The following is a 23,953-nucleotide window of genomic DNA, read 5'->3' on the forward strand; positions in this document are numbered from 1 at the left end:
CCATTAATGAGTTTAAATAAATGTTTCCTGTGCTTATAATGTTTTGATAGAAACTTAAATTTATGTATTAAAACATCTTAATATTTGTGATATAATATTTATAAGTGTGTTTCCTAATTTTAGGTTCCAACGGGAATATTTTCAGCTTATGGGGGAAATAAGATGCAACTGATCAATAGTAGATATAGAGTCAATAGAATATTCAAAACATATGACCATAGTGTATTATATATGGTATATGACTTATGGAATAATAATAATGAACTATTGTTAAAGTTGTTTATCAATGACAGCAACAATTACTCCCTTTTTAAGGAACTTGTGGATACTTTTATCAAAATGAAAAGCTTAAGACATAAATGCATTATTGCTAACCATAGTCTTGATATTGTAAGTTCTATTAACAATAAATCTATTACTATGAAGCAGTTTTTTTATACATTCGACTTTATTAAAGGCACTAAGCTTAGTAATCATATTGGAAAAATGAATATTGATCAGATACTATATGTTGTATACCAGCTTTTAGAATTAGCGTCATATATGGCTTTTAGAGGTTATACATATAAATTTATTAATCCAGACAATATTTTTGTTGTTGATAGCAGATTTAGTATTAAATTAGTTGATTATGCGACAATTTATGAAATAGACTTAAAAAATTTATATGACGATGAATATAATTTATTTACAGCTCCAGAGATAAGATTAAAGCAAAATGATCCAAAGATTGGAGCTGATATTTATTCAATTGGTATGGTGTTTAAAGCCATGTTGTCGGGTTATGCCTCTATTAATACTGAAGAAAAATTTATAATATCAAAAGAGTTAGGCTTAAGTGAAGCTCAGAAAAGCAGAGTTATTAAAATTATTAAAAGATTAACTGATAAGGATTGTGATTTAAGAATTAAGGACGTAAGTGAGATTGCTAGAGAAATTAACAGTATTTTTGGAAAAGATTATAAGCTTAACTTGACAGAGGGGAGAAACATTCTAAATTTTAGCAATCCGATTATTGGTAGAGATAAAGAGATTAACAATATCTTAGAAGATGATAGTAAGCTTGATAGCCGAATAATAAATAAAAGATTAATATCATTTACAGGTGAAGAAGGCATAGGAAAAACGAGATTGTTAAATGAACTAGCCTATAGACTTAAAATGAGAAAGCGGCAAGTGTATCATACGGCTATTTCAGAATCAAACACTAGAGAATTGAGTCCAATAATTAGGATACTAAAGAGTATGATAAAGGAGTGCGATATTAGGCTAATTGATACTTATGGATGTGAACTTGTTAAGATAATACCTGAAATATCAGAATCTAGACATATTAAGCCTTCTCCTGTGCTGAGTGGAACAAAAGAAAGATTTAGACTATATGATAGAATAACAAAATTTATTATTGAACATGTAAAGAATACTCCTACATATATAATAATAGATGATCTTCATAATAGCGATATGGAAACTATTAATTTGATAAATTATTTAATTAATAGTAGCGGGCAAGCCCCTTTGGTAATGATTGTTTCATACGATAAGGATTTGCTAAAGAAAAAAAGGGAACTTAGTGATACTATAAATGGCTGGATAAGTCAAAAGAAGAGTTATGAACATAGACTTTTACGTTTGAATTTGGATGAGACTACTAGCTTAATAAAAAGTGTTCTTGGAATTAGTTACAAGCCGATTAGATTCTCTACTAAGGTTATGAACGATACGCTAGGAAATCCTGCACATATAGAAGAAGCTATCAAGAACTTTGTTGCTACAGGTGAGCTCTTTATTAATGAAAGAGGTAATTGGGATGCTCCTACTATGAATTATACCACTTTATACATTCCACCCAATATAGAAGATGCAATAGAAAGACAGGTGAAACTCCTTGATAAGGAGTTATTAGAGATAGCTAAGTATGTTTCAATATTTAATACTTCTGTTTCAAAAAATATAATTAAGAAAATAGCTACAGATTACAACAATGATGTTGAGATGTTAATCGATAGATTGGTTTCTATGAAAATTCTTGATGAGAGAGTTGAAGATTGGGGATTTACTTATGACTTCTATAATAGGCATATAAAGACGTTTATATATAACGATATTTCAAATGATGAAAAGCTAAGACTTCATGAAAAAGCTGCAGCAACTTTAGAAAATACCTATACTCAGCAAGATAGAGGAAATATAGATGAACTTATTTACCACTATAATATGTGTAATCAGACTGAAAAAGCTATCAATAAAATTATTTCTAATGCTAAAAAAATGAAAGGCTTAGCTGGTAACATTCAGTGTATACATTTATGGGAAAATGCATACAGGCTTATGGAAGAAACGGAAAGAAAAGACAAAGATAAACTTGAGGTATTAGCCAATCTAGGTAATCTGTACTTAGATCAAGGGATGACAAGAAAGTCAATAAAAAGTTATGAAGAAGGACTAAAAATAGCTAAAAAAATTAATTCTGCGAAGTATTTAGTGATTTGTTACAATGGTTTGGCTGCTGCATTCTATAGAAGATTTGATCTAGAGCTTACAAGACAATATGCAGAAGAGGCAAAAAAAATATCTGAAAGAAATGGATATATAGAAGAGCTATTAAAATCAGTAAGATTAGTTAATAGGGTAGATATATCAAGAGGATATTATAACAAGGTTTTTAATACTACTAGTGAATACCTGGAAATTGCTATAGAATATGGTTTTGATTTATATATTGGACATTTTTATAATCAGATGGGAATAGCCAAGCTTCATACTGGTTTTATTGATTTGGCAAAGGACTACTTTATAACCAGTGCTAATTATTTTCAAAGATCTGGAGATTCTGTCGAAACAACTAGAGCTTTAAATAATATTGGATATATGTATTCAGATTTTCTAGACGATATAAATACTGCGATGAAATATTATGAGGAAGGTATAGGGATATCTAGAAGATTTCAGTCTCTTGAGAATGAACTAACTTTGCTGAATAACATAGGGGAATTATATATAAGAACCAATGATTATGAAAAGGCTGAGCAATATATTGAGAGGATGGAAAGCATCTCTAGGGATATTGAAGATGAGAATTCACAGTTTCTATCTCAAGTTAGCTTTTGCCTCATATACCTATTCAGTGGTAAATTCGATAAGTGTCATAATCATTTTGATAAAGCCAATAGATTGTTTAATGAGGGCTTTGTAGAAGACCAAAACTTACATAAATATTTTTATTTTTTAACTAATTTTTATTTGGTTTTTGGTAACTATGAGAAAGCTCTTGAATATTTACATTATACAATCAATAATGGCTATGGAGAAAACATAGTCAAGCTAGACATGAGATTAAAAAACATATTGATAAAGTATTGGTCAAGTGGAACTATAGATAAGGAAGAAATATATGAAATAAGAAACCTATACAAAACTATTAATTACTCGGGAGAAAGAAGAAAGGGCCTATTGATACTAGCTCATATTTCTATTCTATATGGAGACCATTCACTTGCACACGATTTACTCTTAGAAGACGAGGAAATAAAGGATATATTTACTACAGACTATTTAGACTTGTTTAGAAATATGATTATAGGCACCTTGAATAAGGATAGTGATATTCTAATTAGTGTTTCAGAGAAAGTCAAAAACAAAGGATATTATGAAATTGAGCTCTTTACTAATATTGAGCTTGGAGATATTTACTTTAATAGTGGTAAATATTACAGGGCAGTAAATTGTTATTTAACTGCATTTGATTTAGTGTACAGGTTAGCAAAAAAAATACCAGATAAAAGCTTACAGGTCACCTTCGTTAATAAGAATAGGGCATCAATGATTCTACATAGGCTTAGAAAAGTTGTTTCTGTTGTTAAGGGAAGTGAAGTTATATATAATGAGCCTATTGAGTATACTGAAAACACTAGATTAGAGGACTTCTTTAATATCAAAAATATAGTGGACCTATTTAGTGAAGATATTTATAATATTGGATATAGTGAAAGCTCTGAAACTGAAAGGGAAATTGCTAATAGCTTTGAAGAGTTAATCTTACAATTGGGCAATAATTATATGGACAATTTAACTTCTATACTAAACTATGCAGTTAATAAGACTTTTGCAAGCAGAGGTTTAATTGTTATACTTGATTTTGAAACAGATCAGTTAATTACGGTGGCCTCGACATCGCAGGAAGATTTTACACCTGATAAAGAAATTATTTTATCTGAGATTAAACAAAAAAATAAGGGCATTTTAGTTAATAAGTCTTTTGGCTATGAAGGATTTGATGGGTTATCTAGTATAAATGATAATATAAAGGCTATGATATGTATGCCTATTTTTAAATTGAAGCCATTAGATGATGAGAGTAATCTTCTAGACAGAAGAAAAAGAAATAAATCAATCAATTTGGATTCTATAATTGGATATTTATATTTAGATACAGATAGAATTTTCAATAAATTTGATAGTAAGAGATATAAACTTATTGATGCTCTTTCTCACCTTATATCTATTAATATTGACAATTACATTCTTAAAATAATATCTTCAGTAGATAAACTAACAGGAGTTTATACTCGTAAACATTTTGATAGTGTATTTAAGGATTTTATCTCAATGGCCAGAAGAGATGGAAAAGACTTTACAGTTATTATGATAGATATAGATAAGTTTAAGAATGTAAATGATACCTTTGGTCATAGAAAAGGCGACGAAATTCTAGGGAGGATTGGGAGAATTATCTCTGAAAATGTAAGGAAAACTGATATTGTGGGTAGATATGGTGGAGAAGAATTTATAGTTGTTTTGCCTGATACTAAACTAAAAGAAGGAGAAATGGTTGCTGAAAAGATTAGAAAAGCAGTAGAAAAATCTAATCTGATTAATGAGAATTATCCTGTAACGATTAGCTTAGGATTATCATCTTACCCTGAACATGGGCAATCAGAAGAAGAACTTATAGAAAAGGCAGACCAAGCATCATATATAGCAAAGGAAACAGGCAGGAATATAAGTGTTTCTTGGAGTAATGACGTAGGAAAGTCAAGGAAAAGGCTTGATAGGCTAGCAGGAATAGTGACGGGAAACACTGTTAAGGATCAGAGGATTGGTTTAGTAATAATAGAAATAATCGATATAGCTAAGGAAAAAGCAGATAAAGAAGACAAGATATTTAGAGTTCTTGGTAGAATAATTGAAGCTTTAGAGGCTGAAAAAGGTATTCTTATTACACTAGATGAGGAAAAAAATATTGAAAGTGCTTATGGTAGGCTTAGATTTTCAGATGCTTGGATAGATGATTTAGAATACAATAAAAAAACAATTTACAAAGCCATTAATGAGCAGAATGGGGAGTACTTTATTGATTGGGAAGATATAAGAGAAATAGATCTAGTATCAGGGAATCCTAATTGGCAATCAGTGATTGTAGTGCCCTTAGTTAATAATGGATTAGTAAAGGGTGTACTACAGCTAACAGTGCCAATTAAGGAAAAGGAGTTTGAATACAATAGTTTTAATCTTGTTAACAATCTTGGAGGTATAATAGCAGCTATGCTATAGTCGTAGCTGCTATTACATATATATTTGATTTCTATGATATAATAAAAATTAAGAAGAAAATTAAAGGAGTGATGCTATGACTGTAACTATTAAGGACGTAGCTAAAAAGGCTGGTGTATCAATATCCACAGTTTCTAGAGTCATTAATGATTCTAAACCTGTAAGTTCAGAAATAAGACAGAAGGTTCTTGAAGTAATTGAAGAGCTAGGATATAAACCAAACGAAATAGCTAGAACATTGGTAACTAAGAAATCATTTTTAATTGGAGTAATAGTCACAGACTTAGGAGATACATATATTGCACAGTTAGTAAGAGGAATTGAAGAAGTTGGGAAAATGTATGATTACGATATTCTACTCTGTAGTACTTATGGAGACAAAGCTACAGAACTAAAATTTATGCAACTTCTAAGTAGAAAACAAGTAGAGGGTATAATATTAATTTCTGACTCACTAGATAGTGAATTTGACAAGCAAATAAAAGACTTTAAAGTGCCTTTTGTTTACCTAAATAGATATTTCTATAATGAGGACTTTCCTACTGTGACAATAGATAATTCTGAGGCTGCCTATGAGATGACTAATTATTTGATTAAATTAGGACATGATAACATTGCCTATGTATCAGCTAGTCAGGATGAACATTCATTAGAATTGTTTAAAGTAAAGGGCTATAAAAAAGCAATAGCTGAAAATGAAGGACTTGCAGATAATATTTTTTACGCTAAAGGTAGAGGTATAGAGGATGGATATGAAATATGTAGAGATATTATTGAATCAGGAAGTGATATTACAGCAATATTTTGTAGTCATGATGAGTTAGCCATCGGAGTACTAAACTATCTATATGATAATGACTTTAAGGTTCCTGAAGATATATCTGTTGCAGGATATGGAGATATTAAGATAGCTTCTGTATTCAGACCTAGATTGACAACAATTAGAGAGCCTTTTTATGATATTGGAGCAGTAGCTATTAGGAGAATAATCAAAGAGATAAAGAAAGAAAGTATAGATAATAATACTATATTTCTTCCATTTCAAATCCAGAAAAGAGAAAGCTGTGCTAAATTATAAATAATAATGATATTACAATAGATAGTCTTGCAGTGGGGTGTCAATATGACTGATAATAACAACAACAGAAGACAACAGCATGTTCTTAACAATAAAGGAATATTTTTAGCTATATGTATATTACTTTTAGTTATAATTATAATTGCTTTTATAAAGCATGGAAGATTTGTTAATAGTATGATTTTTAGCGACTATTTTTTTGTTGTAGGAACTGTACTGTTGATTTTAGGAGCACTAACAAGAACTTTTGCTTGGTTAGTGCATAAAAGATCTATATTAAAGCCTAGGGATGAAAATGAAGATGATGTAGCTAAAGCTAAGTTGGTACTTAAAAAAGCATCAAAGACACTATCTGTTATTGGATTTGTTAATATTATTATATCTTTGATTTTTGTGGTGATATATTATTATATATAGCTGGTGGTGTTGATATGAGGACTTTTATTGCTTTTGAGTTTGATAGTCTTTTAAAAGAAAGGCTTGCTTTAATTCAAGATAAGCTCAGAGGTTTTTCCATAAAGGGGAGATGGACTCATATTGATAATTTCCATCTTACCCTTAAGTTTCTTGGAGAAACAACCGTAGAACAATGTAATAAAATTGAAGAGCAACTTTCAAACACTTTAAATCATGCTAATGCTGTTAATTTGATTTTGGAGAATATAGGTTTCTTTTCAGGAGATTCGGATATTAGAGTGTTGTATTTAGGGTTAAAGGGAGAGATAGAAGCTTTACAAAATCTAAATAACATGATAGAAGAGAGCATGGTCAAGCTAGGGTACACAAGAGAGAAAAGAAGATTTAATCCTCATATTACATTAGGAAGAAATGTTGTTTTAAAAGATAGCTTTAATTCAGTTAAAGAGTTATTAAAAGATGATTGTAACTTTAGTTTTACACTAAGTAAGATTTCCTTTATGGAAAGTCAGTTTTCAAATGGAAAAAGAATATATACTCCTATAAAAACATTTTCATTATAGGGATTGATGTACAATGAATGAATAAATTCATTGGGCATCAGTCCCTTTTATACTTTATCAAGTTAAAACTATACACTGCTAAAATTTGTTGAAGGTTTAAAATTTTTTTGGAAATGTAGCAGGATTTTTTAAATAATTAAAGAATAGATAAATATGCAATTAATATTATGACAAGGAGTGATACTGTGGGGAAAGTAATTTTAGATGGAAATAACCTTACAATTGAGGATGTAGTTAATGTCTGTAGGAATAATTATAATGTGGAACTATCCCAAGATGCTATAAATAATGTGTTGAAATCAAGAGAAGTAGTAGAGAAATATGTAAATGATGAAAAGGTAGTGTATGGGATTACTACAGGATTTGGAAAATTCAGTGATGTGGTTATTTCAAAGGATGAAGCAAAAACTCTCCAAAGAAATTTAATAGTTAGTCATTCATGTGGAGTTGGAGAACCCCTAGAAGAGGAAATAGTCAGAGGAGTTATGCTTTTAAGAGCAAATGCATTAGCAAAAGGATATTCAGGCATAAGACTTGAAACTTTAAATACACTTATAGAGATGATTAATAAAGGAGTTCATCCTGTAATTCCTGAAAAGGGCTCTCTGGGATCAAGTGGTGATCTAGCACCTCTTTCTCATATGGTCCTTGTAATGCTAGGAGAAGGAGAGGCGTTTTACAATGGAACTAGATTATCAGGAAAGGAGGCAATGGATTTAGCAGGTATCCAAACTATAGAACTAACTTCAAAGGAGGGCCTGGCTTTAATTAATGGTACACAGGTCATGACAGCAATAGGTGCACTTACTATATATGATGCCATGAACTTAAGTAAAATGGCAGACATAATAGCAGGTCTAACTGTAGAGGGACTATATGGTATTGTGACAGCTTTTGATGAAAATGTTCACCAAGTACGACCGCATCAAGGTCAAATAAATACAGCAAGAAACCTATTAAGAGTATTACAAAATAGCAATATGACTACAGAGCAAGGAGAAGTAAGGGTTCAAGACGCTTATGTCCTAAGATGTCTACCTCAAATCCATGGAGCTAGTAAAGATGCCATAGAATACGTAAGGCAAAAAGTAGAGATTGAGATTAACTCGGCTACAGACAATCCTTTAATTTTTAGAGATGCAGATAAAGTAATTTCAGGTGGGAATTTTCATGGACAGCCTATGGCTTTAAGTTTTGATTTTCTAGGTATAGCTTTAGCTGAGCTTGCAAACGTTTCTGAGAGAAGACTAGAAAGACTAGTAAATCCAGCATTAAGTGAATTGCCTGCATTTTTAGTTGAAAAGGGTGGGTTAAACTCAGGATTTATGATAGTTCAATATTCTGCTGCATCATTAGTCTCTGAAAATAAAGTACTTGCACATCCTGCAAGTGTAGACTCTATACCTTCATCAGCAAATCAGGAGGATCATGTATCTATGGGGACAATCGCTGCTAGAAAAGCAAGAAGTATATTAGATAATACTAGAAAAGTACTATCAATGGAGCTTTTAGGTGCATGTCAAGCTATAGACTTAAGAGGCAATAAGGGCTTAGGAAAGGGAACTAGTATTGCTTATGAATTAGTGAGGAATGATGTAGCTAAGCTTGAAGATGACAAAATAATGTACAAGGAAATAAACAAATGTGAGTCTTTATTAAAGTCAAACATTATTGTAGAGAAAGTTGAAGAGTGTGTTGGTAAACTATATTAAGGGAGGTTAAATTATGATTAATAATCTTGATATTTCTAAAGCAATGACTATTAAGCTTGATAATGAGCTGCCACCTATGCCTAAATTTGTTGAAGGCATTAGAAGAGCTCCTAAGAGAGAGTTTACTCTAACAAAAAGAGAAACTGAAATAGCACTAAAGAATGCTCTAAGATATATACCGGTGGAGTTACATGAAAAACTAGCTTCAGAATTCTTAGAAGAGCTAATGACTAGAGGAAGAATATACGGATATCGCTTCAGACCAGAAGGAAATATTAAAGGAAAATCAATCCATGAATATAAGGGTAATTGTATAGAAGGTAAAGCTTTTCAGGTAATGATTGATAACAATCTTGACTTTGATGTAGCTCTCTATCCATATGAATTAGTTACTTACGGAGAAACAGGTCAAGTATGCCAAAACTGGATGCAATATAGGCTGATTAAAAAATATCTAGAAGTATTAACAGATGAACAAACATTAGTAATTAGTTCTGGACATCCAGTTGGCTTATTTAAATCATCAAAAGAGAGTCCCAGAGTTATCATTACTAATGCTCTTATGGTTGGAATGTTTGATAATCAAGAGCAATGGATTAAAGCGCAGGCTATGGGAGTAGCTAATTATGGACAAATGACTGCAGGTGGCTGGATGTATATAGGACCACAAGGAATAGTTCATGGAACGTTTAATACTATTCTTAATGCAGGTAGAATAAAGCTTGGAGTGAAAGACGACGGAGACCTAAGAGGACATTTATTTGTTTCTTCAGGACTTGGTGGAATGAGTGGAGCTCAAGGTAAAGCTGTAGAAATAGCTAATGGAGTAGGTATAATTGCAGAGGTAGATTATTCAAGAATTCAAACAAGACTAGACCAAGGTTGGATAAGTAGAGTATCAAGTAATCTAAAGGAAGTTTTTGCATGGGCACATGAATATATGGATAAAAAAGAGCCAATTTCTATAGCTTATCATGGGAATATAGTAGATTTACTTGAGTATGCAGTAAATAACAATATCCATATAGAGTTATTATCAGACCAAACTTCATGTCATGCACCATATGATGGAGGGTATTGTCCACAAGGATTAACCTTTGAAGAGAGAACAGAACTACTTAAATCAGATAAGGCTAAATTTATTGAATTAGTAAATAAATCACTTATTCATCATTTTGAGCTTATTAAGGAATTGACAAAGAGAGGCACATATTTCTTTGATTATGGGAATAGCTTTATGAAGGCAGTATTTGATGCGGGCGCCAAGGATATAGCTAAGAACGGATATGATGAAAGTGAAGGCTTTATATTCCCATCATATGTTGAAGATATATTAGGACCGCTTTTATTTGACTATGGATATGGACCTTTTAGATGGGTATGCCTAAGTGGTAAACATGAAGACCTCATAAAGACGGATAAAGCTGCTATGGAGATTATTGACCCTAATAGAAGAGGTCAAGATAGAGATAATTATGTATGGATTAGAGATGCAGAGAAGAATAAGCTTGTTGTAGGTACACAGGCAAGAATTTTATATCAGGATGCCCTTGGGCGTAGAGACATAGCTCTTAAATTTAATGAAATGGTTAGAAATGGTGAAGTAGGACCTATAATGCTAGGGAGAGACCATCACGATACAGGGGGAACAGACTCTCCATTTAGAGAGACTTCAAATATTAAGGATGGTAGCAATATTATGGCTGATATGGCTACTCACTGCTTTGCTGGAAATGCTGCTAGGGGAATGAGTCTTGTGGCACTTCATAACGGAGGTGGAGTTGGAATAGGAAAATCCATTAATGGAGGATTTGGACTTGTTCTAGATGGTAGTGAAAGGGTAGACAATATAATAAGAACTGCTATACCTTGGGATGTAATGGGAGGAGTAGCTAGACGAGCTTGGGCAAGAAATGAGAACTCTATAGAAACCTGTATAGAGTATAATAACAAACACCAAGGAACAGACCATATTACACTTCCATATATACCAGATGAAGAGTTAATCAGTAGTCTTGTAGGAAAGGCTTATAGCACAAAATAAGAAATGCGACAAATCCTATTATATCATTCTGAGTCTTAGCGAAGGATCTCAATTATTGAACAAATGAGATTATGCATCAGAATGACAAGCATAAAATTAAAGTGATTATATATGCAATAAAAAAGGGGGAGAGATAATGGCTAAAATAGTACAATGTGTTCCGAACTTTAGTGAAGGAGTAGATAAGCTACTTATAGAAAAAATAATAGATGAAATTAGAAAAGTAGAAGGTACTAAGCTAATGGATTATTCCATGGATAAAGACCACAATAGATGTGTAACTACTTTCATAGGTACGCCAGAAGCTGTAGAGGAGGCAGCCTTTAATGCATGTAAGAAAGCAGCTGAGCTTATAGACATGAGTAAACATAAAGGTGAACACCCAAGAATGGGAGCAACGGATGTTATTCCTTTAATACCTATTTCTGAGGTCACAATGGAAGAGTGTATAGAAATGTCTAAAAGACTTGGGAAAAGAATAGGTGAAGAATTAGGTATATCTGTATTTTTATATGAAAAATCTGCAAGTGCTCCGTATAGAGAAAATCTAGCTTCTGTTCGAAAGGGTCAATATGAGGGTATGAATGAAAAAATGAAGGATGAAAAATGGAAGCCCGACTTTGGACCAGATGTCCTAAATGTTAAATCTGGAGCTACTGCAGTAGGAGCAAGGATGCCTTTAGTTGCATTTAATGTAAATTTGGATACGAATAACCTAGAAATAGCAAATAAGATTGCTAGAAGCGTAAGAGGGAGAAGTGGTGGCTTTACATCATGTAAAGCTCTAGGAGTTGAAATAAAAGAAAGAAATATAGTGCAGGTTACTATGAATATGGTAGATTATAATAGTACACCGCTCTATAGAGTATTTGATATGATAGAGAGAGAAGCAAAAAGATATGGGGTCAATGTAATCGGGAGTGAAATAATTGGACTAGTACCTATGATGGCACTAATTAACTGTGCAGACTATTATTTAAGAATAGAGAACTTTAGGGAAGATCAGATACTAGAAAAGAGAATATATGAATAGGGTGATTTAATGAAGGCTGATATTGTAATAAAAAATATTTCACAGTTAGTTACGATGGAAGGGCCAGACAGACCTAGGATAAAAGAGGAAATGAAGAATATAGGATTAATTGAAAATGGAATTTTAGCCATATCAGGTGATGAGATTATTTATGTTGGTGAAGGAGAGTTGCCAGAGTATATTGTAACTTGTGATGAGACTTTAATAATTGATGGTACTGGAAAAACCGTAACCCCTGGATTAGTCGACCCACACACTCATTTAATTCATGGTGGCTCTAGAGAAAATGAACTATCTATGAAGCTAAATGGAATGAAATACATGGATATATTAAAAGCAGGCGGTGGAATTTTAAGTACTGTGAGAGCTACTCAAAAGGCTTCCTTCGAGGAATTATATACTAAGGCAGAGAAAAGTCTCAACACCATGCTAGAGTTTGGGGTAACAACAGTAGAAGCTAAAAGTGGTTATGGATTAGACACTGAAACAGAGCTAAAGCAGTTAAGAGTTGCAAAGGAGCTAAATGAAAGACATCCAGTTGATATAGTCTCCACATTTATGGGTGCCCATGCGATACCAGCAGAATATAAAGACAGTCCAGAAAAGTTTGTGGATATTATTATCAATGAAATGCTTCCTAAGGTTGCAGAAGAAAACCTAGCTGAATTTTGTGATGTATTTTGTGAAGAAGGAGTTTTTACTGTTGACCAAACTAGGAGAATACTAAATGCAGCTAGAGAATATGGTATGCTTCCTAGAGTACATGCTGATGAAATAGAGCCCTTTGGAGGTGCAGAGCTAGCAGCAGAAATAGAGGCTATATCAGCTGACCATTTAGTTGCTGCCAGTGAAGCAGGTATGAGAATGATGGCAGATAAAGGTATAATAGCGGACTTACTCCCTGCTACATCATTTAATTTGGCTACAGGGAAGTTTGCTAATGCTAGAAAAATGATTGAATTAGGAGTACCTGTTGCACTGTCTACAGACTATAACCCTGGTAGCAGTCCAACTGAAAACTTACAGCTAGTAATGTATTTTGCTTCATTAATTTTGCGGATGACTCCTGAAGAAGTGTTTACTGCAGTAACAATAAATAGTGCCTGTTCTCTTAGGAGAGAAGAGATTATTGGTAGTTTGAGAAAAGGAAAGAGGGCAGATATAGTTATTTTTGATTCTCCAAATATAAATTATATTATTTATCATTTTGGAATAAATCATGTTGATATAGTGATTAAAAATGGTAAAATAGTAGTAGAAAAAGGTAGAACAAAGGGCGCATTTTAATGTGCCCTTTTCTTAAAGCTTAATATAAATAGTATAATATATTTATTAAGATATAGGAGGAGCTTAGATGGTTTCAAAAGAAAAGTTGGATAGAATTAATTTTCTGGCAAGAAAGTCAAAAGAATCAGGATTAACAGCCCAAGAAAAGGAAGAGCAAAAGTTTTTAAGGCAAGAATATCTGTCTGCTTTTAGAGATAATTTCAGAAAACAGCTTGATTGCATAGAAATTATTGACAACAATGAAAAACAAAAAAATTAGATAGGAAAAAAATGAAGGAAAAACAGAATTATTGTAGAAATAGAAAGTAATAAAAAAAGAAAAGGGGGATTTTTAAGATGGCTGAAAATCAATATGTTATATTTAAGCTATGTAAAGAGGAATTTGGTATAGATATAATGAACGTTAGAGAAATAGTTCAATATCAAGAGAGTGTAAAAGTACCTAATTCACCCAACTTTGTTGAAGGCATAATAAACTACAGAGGTAAGGTAATTCCGATAGTATGCTTAAAAAAGAAATTTGGTATGGAAAGCAGCATAAAAGATGCAAATACTAGGATAATTGTCATTAATTTAAATGATAAGCAGATTGGCTTTTTAGTAGATGAGGCTTCTCAAACAGTAAGGATTGATGAATCAAATATTGATTTGACACCTGATATTATTACAGGAGTAGAAAGAAAATATATAACTGGTGTAGGAAAAGTAGGTGATAGGCTAATTATTCTCATTGACTTAGAAAAAGTTTTAACTGACGATGATAAAGAAAAGATTGAAATGTTGGAAGTATAATGTCAAGTTTAATAAAAATCTAAAACATATGTAAATTTATGTCAGCGAAAACTATATATTTCCTCCAATAGTTGCTAAATTTTTTAATGTAAGTCTTCTATACTTTTAAATAAGTATATAAAGTATAGGAGGCTTTTTATGAGGAAAAATAGCATTATATTAATTAGTGTTCTTTTGCTTTTTGTTTTTGTGCATGGGTACCTATATGGTTCTAGTTATGAGAAAAATCAAAATGGATATAAAGAAATTATAGAAGAGCTTCTATCTAACAGGACAAGCATTATGAATAGAGCATTATATGGTGATGAGGATATAAATATTTCTTTCGTCGATTTAGAAAAAGTAGAAAGTGGCAAACTACTTGAAGAGGATATAGAATCTTTATTATACGCAAGAACAAATCCTACTGACTATCCTTTTATATCTAATGTAGAGGTGTTAGAGGTAGAGCTCTTAGAGTGGCAGGATAATATTTATAAATTTAAGGTACTTATTCAGTGGGAAGTCATAGAGATTGAAGAGTATAAGTTGGATATTGAGTTTTTTATACATATGAAACAAGAATATGGCGATTTTTTATTGATAAGTTTAGACCCTGTTATATAGTCTAACTGGGTGTTTTATTTAGCTTAATCAATGATTTTTGAGGTGTTCACATTGTCAAAATCAAAATTAGATTTGAAAAAAATGAACGAGATTATTGAAAAAACTATTGTTACTATAGAATCAGGAAGACAAGAGATTTTTGAAATTGCTGAAGATGCTAGAAAAGAATGTGAGAGAATTAAACAAGAGTTAACTAGCATAAACCATAAAGTTTCTTTAACTATACTTGAAGTAGATGAGCTTAAACGTGAGGAAAAGAGAGCTAAAATTAGGCTTATGATGGTTAGTAAGGATTTTAATCAGTACTCTGAGGAGGATATAAGGCTTGCATACGAGGAAGCTAATAATATTCGTATAAAGCATTTATTAAAGAAAAGAGAAGAAAAAGATTTAATAGTGAGAAGAACAGATTTAGAACTGAATTTTAAGAGAACTAATGAGATTCTAAAAAGGGCTGAAAAACTAGTGGCTCATGTTGGTGTGGCTATGGATTTCTTAAAAGGCAATTTAAATGATATCTATGAGACTATTGGGGATATGAGTAAAAAACAACTTCTTGGAATTAAAATTATAGAGGCCCAAGAAGAAGAGAGGATGAGGGTTTCTAGAGAAATACATGATGGTCCTGCACAATCAATGGCAAATGTGGTTTTGAAAGCAGAGCTATGTGAGAAGTTATTATCTATAGATATAAATCAATCACGAACAGAGCTACAAAAACTAAAAGATATAGTTAGAACAAGCTTAAAAGACATTAGAAAAATAATTTATGATTTGAGACCGATGTCATTAGATGATTTAGGGCTTGTTCCTACTATACAAAGGTATATAGATAGATATATAGAAGAAACAGGAATAAATGTTGAACTTATGGTACTTAACAAACAACCGGATATTGATTCAGTTATAGAAATAGCATGTTTTAGAATAATTCAAGAGGCTTTAAATAATATACTCAAACATTCAAAGGCTCAGGATGTATTGATAAAAATAGATCAGACACATGACAAGTTATATATTGTTGTAAAGGATAATGGCATTGGGTTTGATATGAATGGACGTAAGTTTAAGTCGGGAGAAAGTGGATTTGGACTTATTGGAATGAAGGAAAGAGCAGAACTGTTAAATGGAAAGCTAGATATAGTATCTACTCTTGGAGCGGGAACTAAGATTGCCTTAACTATACCTTTAGAAAGAAAGGATGGATTATATGAGTGATAAGAATATTTCGGTGTTAATAGCAGATGATCATTCACTAATGAGAGAAGGGCTTAAACAAATACTTGAACTAGAGCCTAATATTAAAGTTGTATCTTCAGTATCTAATGGTGAAGAAGCTATTAAAGAAGCACAAAAACTTAAACCAGATGTTATATTATTAGATATAAATATGCCCAAATTGAATGGTTTAGATGCATTGAGAAGAATAAAAGATATTGGGATAAATTCTAAAATAATTATGCTTACTATACATGATGCTAGGGAATACTTATACGAAACCATTAGGATAGGGGCTAATGGATATGTATTAAAAGATGCAGACTCTGACACTTTAATAAAGGCTATTAAAGATGTTGTTGAAGGGAAATCTTACATACAACCTAGCTTATCCGAGTTGCTAGTGAAAGAGTTTAACGCTAAAGGGGGAAAAGATAAAGAAACTTCTCTTATTGAATCTCTAACAAAACGAGAATATGAAGTGCTTACTCTTATTGCAGAAGGAATGAATAATAGAGAAATTGCAGAGAAACTTTTCATAAGTGAAAAGACTGTTAAGAACCATGTTTCAAACATATTTAAGAAAATTGACGTATCAGATAGAGTTCAAGCTGCAATATTTACATATAGAAATAATATTAAAAAGTTATAATAATTTATATTACGAAAAAGTCTAGCTAACTAGGCTTTTTTTAAAAAACTAATTGGAAAGTTCTATTTTACAGCATTTATAATCAAGAACTTTCTGACAATGAGTTTTAAGCAGACTGCCGAAATCTTTGATTTCACGCAAGTCGCTTATACAATGGCTCAATAAAAGTTTATTTAGTTTATAATTTTTCGATAGAAACTTTTACTTAGAGATATTAAAATCTTTACTTACTTAACCTACATTTGTTACAGAATCAATATATTATTGACATAAAAAAGGAGTAAATATATTATATTAGTTAGGGACGCTAAATTTTAAGTGGAGGGATAAGAATGGGAGATAAAACTGAGGGAAAAAAGCTTCAAGATTTACTAACTCATAAATGGAGAAATTCTTGGGAACATTTTAATGAAAGCGAAGTAAAAGATGTATTCGAAACTGGAGAAGAGTATAAGTATTTTCTTGATATATGTAAGACAGAGAGAGAATCTGCTGAGGAAATCGTTAAGAGAGCAAGGGAAAAAGGCTACATATCTATTGAGGAATTAATTAAGAATCAAAAGCAAATAGAACCAGGGATGAAGATTTATGCTGAAAACAAGAACAAGGCAGTTGCGTTATTTGTAATAGGAAAAGAAAAACTCGAAAATGGCATGAATATTGTAGGCTCTCATATTGATGCACCAAGAATTGACTTAAAGCAATTTCCTCTATATGAAGATTCAGAATTAGCGCTGCTTAAGACTCATTATTATGGTGGTATTAAGAAATACCAGTGGGTTGCTTTACCTTTAGCACTTCATGGTGTCCTTATAAAGAAAAATGGTGAAAAGGTAAAGGTAGTTATTGGGGAAGAGGAAGATGATCCAGTATTCTTTATAACAGATTTGTTGCCACATCTTGCTAAGGATCAGATGGCTAAAAAGATGGACGAGGGAATTACAGGAGAAGGACTTAATGTTTTATTTGGAAGTATCCCTTACAATGAAAAAGAACTCAGTGACAGAGTAAAGCTTAATGTTCTAAATATCTTGTATGAGAAATATGGAATGGTAGAAGAAGATTTTACTTCAGCTGAATTTGAAATAGTTCCTGCAGGAAAGGCTAAGGATGTAGGTATTGACAGGAGCATGGTTGGGGGCTATGGTCAAGATGATAGAGCTTGTGCCTTTACAGCACTTAAAGCAATACTTAACGTAGAAAATCCTAACAGAACGGCAGTCGCTTTATTTGTAGATAAAGAAGAGATTGGTAGTGTTGGTAATACAGGAATGGAATCTATGTTCTTTGAAAATATGGTTTCTGAGCTTATAGCCTTATCTAATACTAGTTACAGTGATTTAATAGTCAAGAGAGCTTTAGCAAACTCAAAAGTCCTATCTGCAGATACACTAGCTGGCTTCGATCCAAATTATCCTGAAGTACTAGATAAGAAAAATTCTCCTTTTATAGGTAAAGGAATTACTCTAGTCAAATACACAGGTGTTAGAGGAAAAGGCGGCAGTAATGATGCTAACTCTGAATATTTAGGAGAGGTTAGAAAGCTATTTAATGATAACAATATTATTTGGCAAATGGGTGAGCTAGGTAAAGTAGACCAAGGTGGCGGTGGAACAATAGCTTACATATTAGCTAGATATGGGATGGAAGTAGTAGACTGTGGAGTGCCACTTTTAAGTGTTCATGCTCCTTATGAGATTGCAAGCAAGGCTGATATTTATATGACATATAAAGGATATAAGGTATTTTTTGAATCATAAAAAATAGCCGAGGATTTGTCCTCGGCTAATATAATTATCTGTTCTATAACTGTGCTTTAGATATATACTCAATTACAAAATCCCTGAAGGTCAGACTTAATGGTGAAAGCTGTCTTTTTTTATGATAAACAAAATAAAATTGACGCCTTAAATCTAAACCTTTAATATTATAGGGCTTCAATATACCTAAATCCATTTCTCTTTTAATAGCTCTTTCAGAAATGAAGCTTATTCCAATACCTAACTCAATAAATTTTTTAATAGTTTCGATATCCTCAATATAGGCAAGTATGTTAAAGGTATCTAAATCAAGCCCTTGTTCTTTTAACTTGTTCTCCAAAAGTTCTCTTGTACCTGACCCCTTTTCCCTAAGAATAATTTTCTTCTCTAACAAAAAGTCCATATCAAGCTCACTGTATTCTTCCCACGGATAATCCTTAGTATTTGGGGTAACAACATACATCTTATCTTCCATTAATTCTATGTATTCAAGTTGAGGAGAAGGAAACTTAGCTCCGATTATTCCAAAGTCAGTTACACCATCTAACAAACCTTCAACAACTTTTTTTGAGTCGAAGTCTGATAATGTAAATGTGACATCGGGATATTTATCAGTAAATTGTTTCAATAATGGTGGAAGTACATAATGTCTTGGAATAGAGCTAGAGCTTATTTCTAGATGACCTTGAACTTTACCCTTATGAGCTCCTAAATCAAACTGTGCCATGTTACGCATATTTATAATATTAAGTGCATATTTGTAAAGAAGTTCACCAGCTTCAGTAGGTGAAACACTTTTACCCGATCTATTTAACAAAAATGTTCCAAGTTCATTTTCTAGGTTTTGAATATGGCTCGTAACAGTAGGCTGAGTAAGGTATAATTTTTGAGCAGCCTTCGAAAAACTTTTTCTATTTACTACTTCTATAAAGGTTTCAAGTTGTCTAAAATCCAATATATCACCACTTTCTATTCTCATAATTTAATACTATTTGAAAAGAGCAATTTTGTCAATAATCATAGATAATACTAATAGCACTAGACTTAATATGGGGTGTATATCGTGAGTATTATATTAGATGAGTTGAATTATACCATAGGCAAATTAAATTAAAAGGAACGAGAAGGAAAGGAGCTTAAAGAAAATCAATTTTGGTATGGAGAAGAGTTAAAGGCTGCAAGAGATATAGTATTGAAGGTAGAAAAGTTAGATAGGTAGTTAAAGATTAGAGCTACAATTTAATACGCTTATCTCATATTAAGTAGACTTTAGTAATATAATCTATTAAAGCTAGTATGAGAGGTGATATTCATGAAGCATATGACGATACTAGAATACAATGATGGTTCAGGACTTACTGATAAAGTTCAAAGATGGGTAAGTGAAAACGAGGACCAAATTCTGGAGATAGTAGATGTTGAATATTCACAGCACGGAAATATTTTTATTGCTACAATAACTTATGAAGAGCGTACATAGTATTTTTATGAGCAAAAAAATATAAAAAGCAAGATATATACCAGTATATGTCTTGCTTTTTATATTTAATATTTAATATGGTGCCCGAGGCGAGAGTCGAACTCGCATGGTTTCCCGCTCGATTTTGAGTCGAGTGCGTCTGCCATTCCGCCACTCGGGCTTATAAGCTAGAACAAAAAAATTTTAACATAATACAGATGATAAGTCAATAGAAAATAAAGTAACTTATTAATAAGGAAATTCATATACTTTTTGTAACGAATAGAAAATTCTATTTTAGGCTCTAATGTTATGATAGAAACTTTTATTTTATTACAATGATAGTTATTTTATAGGTGATAAATTTTAGTAATATTACATAAACTTTTCTTACATGGTGTTAATTTATTGTTTGTAGGAGGATATGTATGAGAAGGTTCATAATAATAATCGCATTAACTTTAGTATTTTCTTTTCAAAGCGTAGCTCAATCCCAACAAGCAATACCTCAATATAGAATAGAAATAGATATATTGTCTAGAACTCTCTATTTTTTTGAGAACAACAGCATAACAAAAAAATATCCTATAGCTGTGGGAAAAGCGAGTACACAAACACCAATAGGAGAATACAAGATAATTAACAAAGTAGTTAATCCATATTACTCCAAGAAGAAAATAGCAGGAGGAAGTCCACAAAACCCTTTAGGCAGTAGGTGGATGGGGTTTAAGCCATCCTACGGAATCCATGGAAATAACAATCCAAAGTCTATAGGAACATTTGTGTCAGAGGGCTGCGTAAGAATGTACGATAAGGATGTAAAGGAGTTATATGAAAAGGTTACATTAGGAACACCAGTAATGGTAAAATACGAGCCAATACAAGTAAAAAATGATATAGAAAAAGCTAATCCCATAATTATTGTATATCCTGATACCTATAAGCAGGTATCAAATTTGGCAAATCTAGTTGACGAAAAATTAATAGAGCTTAGTCTTATAGATAAAATTGATGCTAATAGACTAAACGCATTAAAAAAGCTATTGAATAAAGAACTTGTGTTTTTTTCAGACAAATGGGTTTACATGATAAATGGAAATTATATTACTAATGATGTAGTAATTAAGGATGCTGATCTATATGTGAATCTTGATAAAATTTGTAGCTATCTTAATATAGATATAGTAGCTACTGAATCTATTGAAACTGTTCAAATTTTAAATAATAACATACCTATAATAGAAAACGAAGGAAGTAGGTATGTTACAGTTAGTTCATTAGAGAATAATCTTGGTGGGATTCACAAGATAAATAGAGAACAGCAATTAATTAACTTAGATTTAAGCTATATACTATATAATAGCAAGTTTGTAAAAGGTGGAATAATAGATATAGAAGGAGAGGCAGCCATTTCTTTAGATGCCTTAGACAACATGTTTTATGGCAAACTAAGTAGTTCTAAGGATAAAGCAAGTGTAATAGTAAATAATAAAGAAATAGAATGTAATATCGTTAATAATAAGCCATATATATATTTGAAGGATTTTATAGCTCAAACAAACTTTAAATTAAATACATATACAAAGGATAAGTATATAGAAATTTTTAGTGATGCTTATGCAATTTATTATGGAATAACCTATAAAGGAATTATCAGCAACAGGGATTTCTTTATTCCTAGGGAACTACTAATAAAGATGTTATCTGATTATCAAATAGATCCATTTGATAACTGTGATTGCTTAGCTACTATACAAATTTTATTACAGGAAAATGAGTTATACTATAATATAAGTAGATTACCAAATTGCTATAAGGTAACAAAGAAATATTATAATACAATATTTTTTCTTGATAAGAAAATGTGTCCATAATTTTAATTATTTCTAAAAAATATGTTGATAGACAGAACATTAAAAAAACCTTTAATTTCATTACTGAAATTAAAGGTTTTTTGTGCATAATCACCCCAAAAATGATAGAATAGATTTTAGATTTGTATGCTGATAAATATAAGGTATAAATAACATATAAAAGCATTTGGGGGAAGAGGTGAATGAATGTTTGATAAGGAGCAAAAACTCATAAAAAAATGCGCAAATGGAAACTTAAAGGCTTTTGATGAACTAATAGAAAAGTATGAAAAAACAGCTTATAACATAGCACTTAGAATGTTAAAGAACCCAGAAGATGCAATGGATGTTTCTCAAGAAGCATTTATTAAGGTTTTTAGATCTATAAAGACCTTTAACTTTGAGTCGGCATTTTCTACATGGTTGTATAGAATAGTTACAAATACCTGCCTAGATTTTTTAAGAAAAAGGAATTCCAATGTTTATTCAATAGATAATCCAATTCAAACAGAGGAAGGAGAAATTGAAAGAGATATTCCTGACGAAGCTGACAGCCCAGAAGAATTATTAGAAAAGAAGCTTACAAAGGAAATGGTTAATAATTCAATAAATAAATTAGAGGAAAATCATAGGATAGTAATAATTCTTAGAGATATTCAGGGGTTCAGTTACGAAGAAATATCGAAGATTTTAGATTGCTCTATTGGAACTGTAAAATCAAGAATAAATAGAGCACGTAAAAACTTGAAAGATATAATAATAAAAGATATGGAACTTAATAAAGAATATAACGTCTAATATTTGAAAGGAGGGATAAGATGAATTGCAGAGAGTTTACTGATAATATATCCTCATATATTGACAATGAAATGAATGAAATAGAAAAAAAAGAATTTGAACTTCATATTTTAAAATGCAATAATTGTAGACAAGAATATGAAGATATGATTAAGATGCTAAAATATATAAAATACCAGGAACAAGCTGAACTACCTGATAATTATAGATTAGAACTTAGACGCAAATTGAAAAAGGCAGCTAAAGAAGAGAAGAAAGTAAGTTGGAGGCTTATATCTTCTATAGCAGCAGGACTTATTATAATGATTGTAAGCTTTAGTATACTTTATGATAGATTTCCACTTAAGGGACAAGAAGAAAATTTAAGTAAAAGTGATAAAAGCCAAATTTTGCAGGGAAATATGACTTTTGATGCAAAGGAGCCTATGGTATCAATAGAAGAAAAAAATATAGAAGTGAAAGCTTTTACTGATAACTCTGTTACTGACCCTAATATAGCAATTACTAGTGTTCCAGTAAAAGGGAGTGATAAAGAGAATTTTTCATCAATGCAAGACTTTGGAACTATGGCTTCGAGAAGTAGCATAGGAAAAAGTAGAAAAGCAATAAAGGAAGCATACTTATCTATTGATTTAGAAGAATTAGATAAAGTTCAGGAGAAAATATCTAATTATATTGAAGAAAATGGAGGATTTATAGAAAGCATTGATAAAGAAGGATTTGAGAATAGTATAGAGCATAATGAAAGAAGTCATTTAATTAAAATTAGAATATCATCAGATAAATTTGAAGAAACATTAGATTTTTTAAGACAATTAGGGACTTTGATAGAAGAGAAGTTAACACATGATGATATTACTGATGAATACTATAATATAGAAACTAATTTGAGATGCCTATATGAACAAGAAAACTTATTGCTAGGGATATTATATAAAGTAGAAGATGCAGATGATAAAGCTCTGGTAGAAGATGAACTTAAGAAAGTAAAAGAGGAAATCAACTCAGAAGCATTATCTTTAGAAGAATATGATAATTCAACAATGCTATCGACTATTAACACTAAGCTAAATGAAGTAGGTAAAGATGACTGATATTTTAGAACTCTAACTTTAGAGTTCTTTTTAT

The 23,953-nt window shown here is 31.4% G+C and carries 19 protein-coding genes and 1 tRNA gene; 18 read left to right on the forward strand and 2 right to left on the reverse strand.

The genetic code is table 11. The features are described 5' to 3' along the window. Positions 1-162 precede the first annotated feature (162 nt). The 14 genes from DW1_RS07630 (at position 163) to DW1_RS07695 (ending at position 18,715) form a co-directional block, all read left to right on the forward strand. On the forward strand, positions 163-5,553 hold the full coding sequence (locus tag DW1_RS07630; protein WP_074350013.1) for a diguanylate cyclase: 5,391 nt from the start codon (positions 163-165) through the stop codon (positions 5,551-5,553). 76 nt (positions 5,554-5,629) lie between these two features. Next, entirely contained in the window at positions 5,630-6,631 is a 1,002-nt protein-coding gene (locus DW1_RS07635) for a LacI family DNA-binding transcriptional regulator (protein WP_074350014.1), read from the forward strand. Positions 6,632-6,676: 45 nt separating this feature from the next. After that, positions 6,677-7,048 carry a hypothetical protein gene (locus DW1_RS07640; RefSeq protein WP_074350015.1) on the forward strand — a complete coding sequence of 124 codons (372 nt, stop codon included), beginning with the start codon at positions 6,677-6,679 and terminating at the stop codon, positions 7,046-7,048. A gap of 14 nt (positions 7,049-7,062) precedes the next feature. Next, a complete protein-coding gene (gene thpR, locus DW1_RS07645; protein WP_074350016.1) occupies positions 7,063-7,611 on the forward strand; it encodes an RNA 2',3'-cyclic phosphodiesterase in 549 nt (182 codons plus the stop codon). 185 nt (positions 7,612-7,796) lie between these two features. Further along, on the forward strand, positions 7,797-9,323 hold the full coding sequence (gene hutH / locus DW1_RS07650) for a histidine ammonia-lyase (protein WP_074350017.1): 1,527 nt from the start codon (positions 7,797-7,799) through the stop codon (positions 9,321-9,323). A 13-nt stretch (positions 9,324-9,336) separates the two neighbouring features. Then, positions 9,337-11,367, forward strand: coding sequence for a urocanate hydratase (locus DW1_RS07655; protein WP_074350018.1), 2,031 nt, complete (start codon positions 9,337-9,339; stop codon positions 11,365-11,367). 136 nt (positions 11,368-11,503) lie between these two features. Next, on the forward strand, positions 11,504-12,400 hold the full coding sequence (gene ftcD / locus DW1_RS07660) for a glutamate formimidoyltransferase (RefSeq protein ID WP_074350019.1): 897 nt from the start codon (positions 11,504-11,506) through the stop codon (positions 12,398-12,400). Between the two features lie 9 nt (positions 12,401-12,409). After that, complete coding sequence (gene hutI, locus DW1_RS07665; protein ID WP_074350020.1) at positions 12,410-13,687, forward strand: imidazolonepropionase; 1,278 nt, start codon at positions 12,410-12,412, stop codon at positions 13,685-13,687. Between the two features lie 67 nt (positions 13,688-13,754). After that, the gene (locus tag DW1_RS07670; protein WP_074350021.1) at positions 13,755-13,946 is read left to right on the forward strand and encodes a DUF896 domain-containing protein; all 192 of its coding nucleotides are present in this window, start codon (positions 13,755-13,757) and stop codon (positions 13,944-13,946) included. A 77-nt stretch (positions 13,947-14,023) separates the two neighbouring features. Beyond that, positions 14,024-14,479 carry a chemotaxis protein CheW gene (locus DW1_RS07675; protein WP_074350022.1) on the forward strand — a complete coding sequence of 152 codons (456 nt, stop codon included), beginning with the start codon at positions 14,024-14,026 and terminating at the stop codon, positions 14,477-14,479. A 138-nt stretch (positions 14,480-14,617) separates the two neighbouring features. Beyond that, positions 14,618-15,085: a hypothetical protein gene (locus tag DW1_RS07680; RefSeq protein ID WP_074350023.1), complete on the forward strand. Its 468-nt coding sequence runs from the start codon at positions 14,618-14,620 to the stop codon at positions 15,083-15,085. Positions 15,086-15,136: 51 nt separating this feature from the next. After that, the gene (locus DW1_RS07685; protein WP_242942452.1) at positions 15,137-16,303 is read left to right on the forward strand and encodes a sensor histidine kinase; all 1,167 of its coding nucleotides are present in this window, start codon (positions 15,137-15,139) and stop codon (positions 16,301-16,303) included. Next, complete coding sequence (locus DW1_RS07690) at positions 16,296-16,955, forward strand: response regulator (protein ID WP_074350025.1); 660 nt, start codon at positions 16,296-16,298, stop codon at positions 16,953-16,955. Before DW1_RS07685 ends, DW1_RS07690 begins: the two co-directional genes overlap by 8 nt. A gap of 332 nt (positions 16,956-17,287) precedes the next feature. Next, entirely contained in the window at positions 17,288-18,715 is a 1,428-nt protein-coding gene (locus DW1_RS07695) for an aminopeptidase (RefSeq protein ID WP_074350026.1), read from the forward strand. A 43-nt stretch (positions 18,716-18,758) separates the two neighbouring features. On the opposite strand, the gene DW1_RS07700 is transcribed toward DW1_RS07695, so the two are convergent. After that, a complete protein-coding gene (locus DW1_RS07700; RefSeq protein ID WP_242942453.1) occupies positions 18,759-19,694 on the reverse strand; it encodes a selenium metabolism-associated LysR family transcriptional regulator in 936 nt (311 codons plus the stop codon). A gap of 333 nt (positions 19,695-20,027) precedes the next feature. On the opposite strand from DW1_RS07700, the gene DW1_RS15535 reads away from it, so the two are divergent. Further along, the gene (locus DW1_RS15535; RefSeq protein ID WP_159433571.1) at positions 20,028-20,195 is read left to right on the forward strand and encodes a hypothetical protein; all 168 of its coding nucleotides are present in this window, start codon (positions 20,028-20,030) and stop codon (positions 20,193-20,195) included. A 78-nt stretch (positions 20,196-20,273) separates the two neighbouring features. Here the strand turns inward: DW1_RS15535 and DW1_RS07705 are convergent. Further along, positions 20,274-20,355 (reverse strand) — tRNA-Leu (locus DW1_RS07705). A 247-nt stretch (positions 20,356-20,602) separates the two neighbouring features. Between DW1_RS07705 and DW1_RS07710 the strand changes: the two genes are divergently transcribed. From DW1_RS07710 to DW1_RS07720, 3 genes are all read left to right on the forward strand, one after another. Beyond that, complete coding sequence (locus DW1_RS07710) at positions 20,603-22,048, forward strand: L,D-transpeptidase (protein WP_074350028.1); 1,446 nt, start codon at positions 20,603-20,605, stop codon at positions 22,046-22,048. Positions 22,049-22,234: 186 nt separating this feature from the next. After that, on the forward strand, positions 22,235-22,825 hold the full coding sequence (locus DW1_RS07715; RefSeq protein ID WP_074350029.1) for an RNA polymerase sigma factor: 591 nt from the start codon (positions 22,235-22,237) through the stop codon (positions 22,823-22,825). Positions 22,826-22,845: 20 nt separating this feature from the next. Next, a complete protein-coding gene (locus DW1_RS07720) occupies positions 22,846-23,919 on the forward strand; it encodes a DUF4349 domain-containing protein (RefSeq protein ID WP_074350030.1) in 1,074 nt (357 codons plus the stop codon). Positions 23,920-23,953: the final 34 nt, after the last annotated feature.

The sequence above is a fragment of the Proteiniborus sp. DW1 genome, from assembly GCF_900095305.1.
In the GTDB taxonomy this organism is placed as follows: Bacteria; Bacillota; Clostridia; order Tissierellales; family Proteiniboraceae; genus Proteiniborus.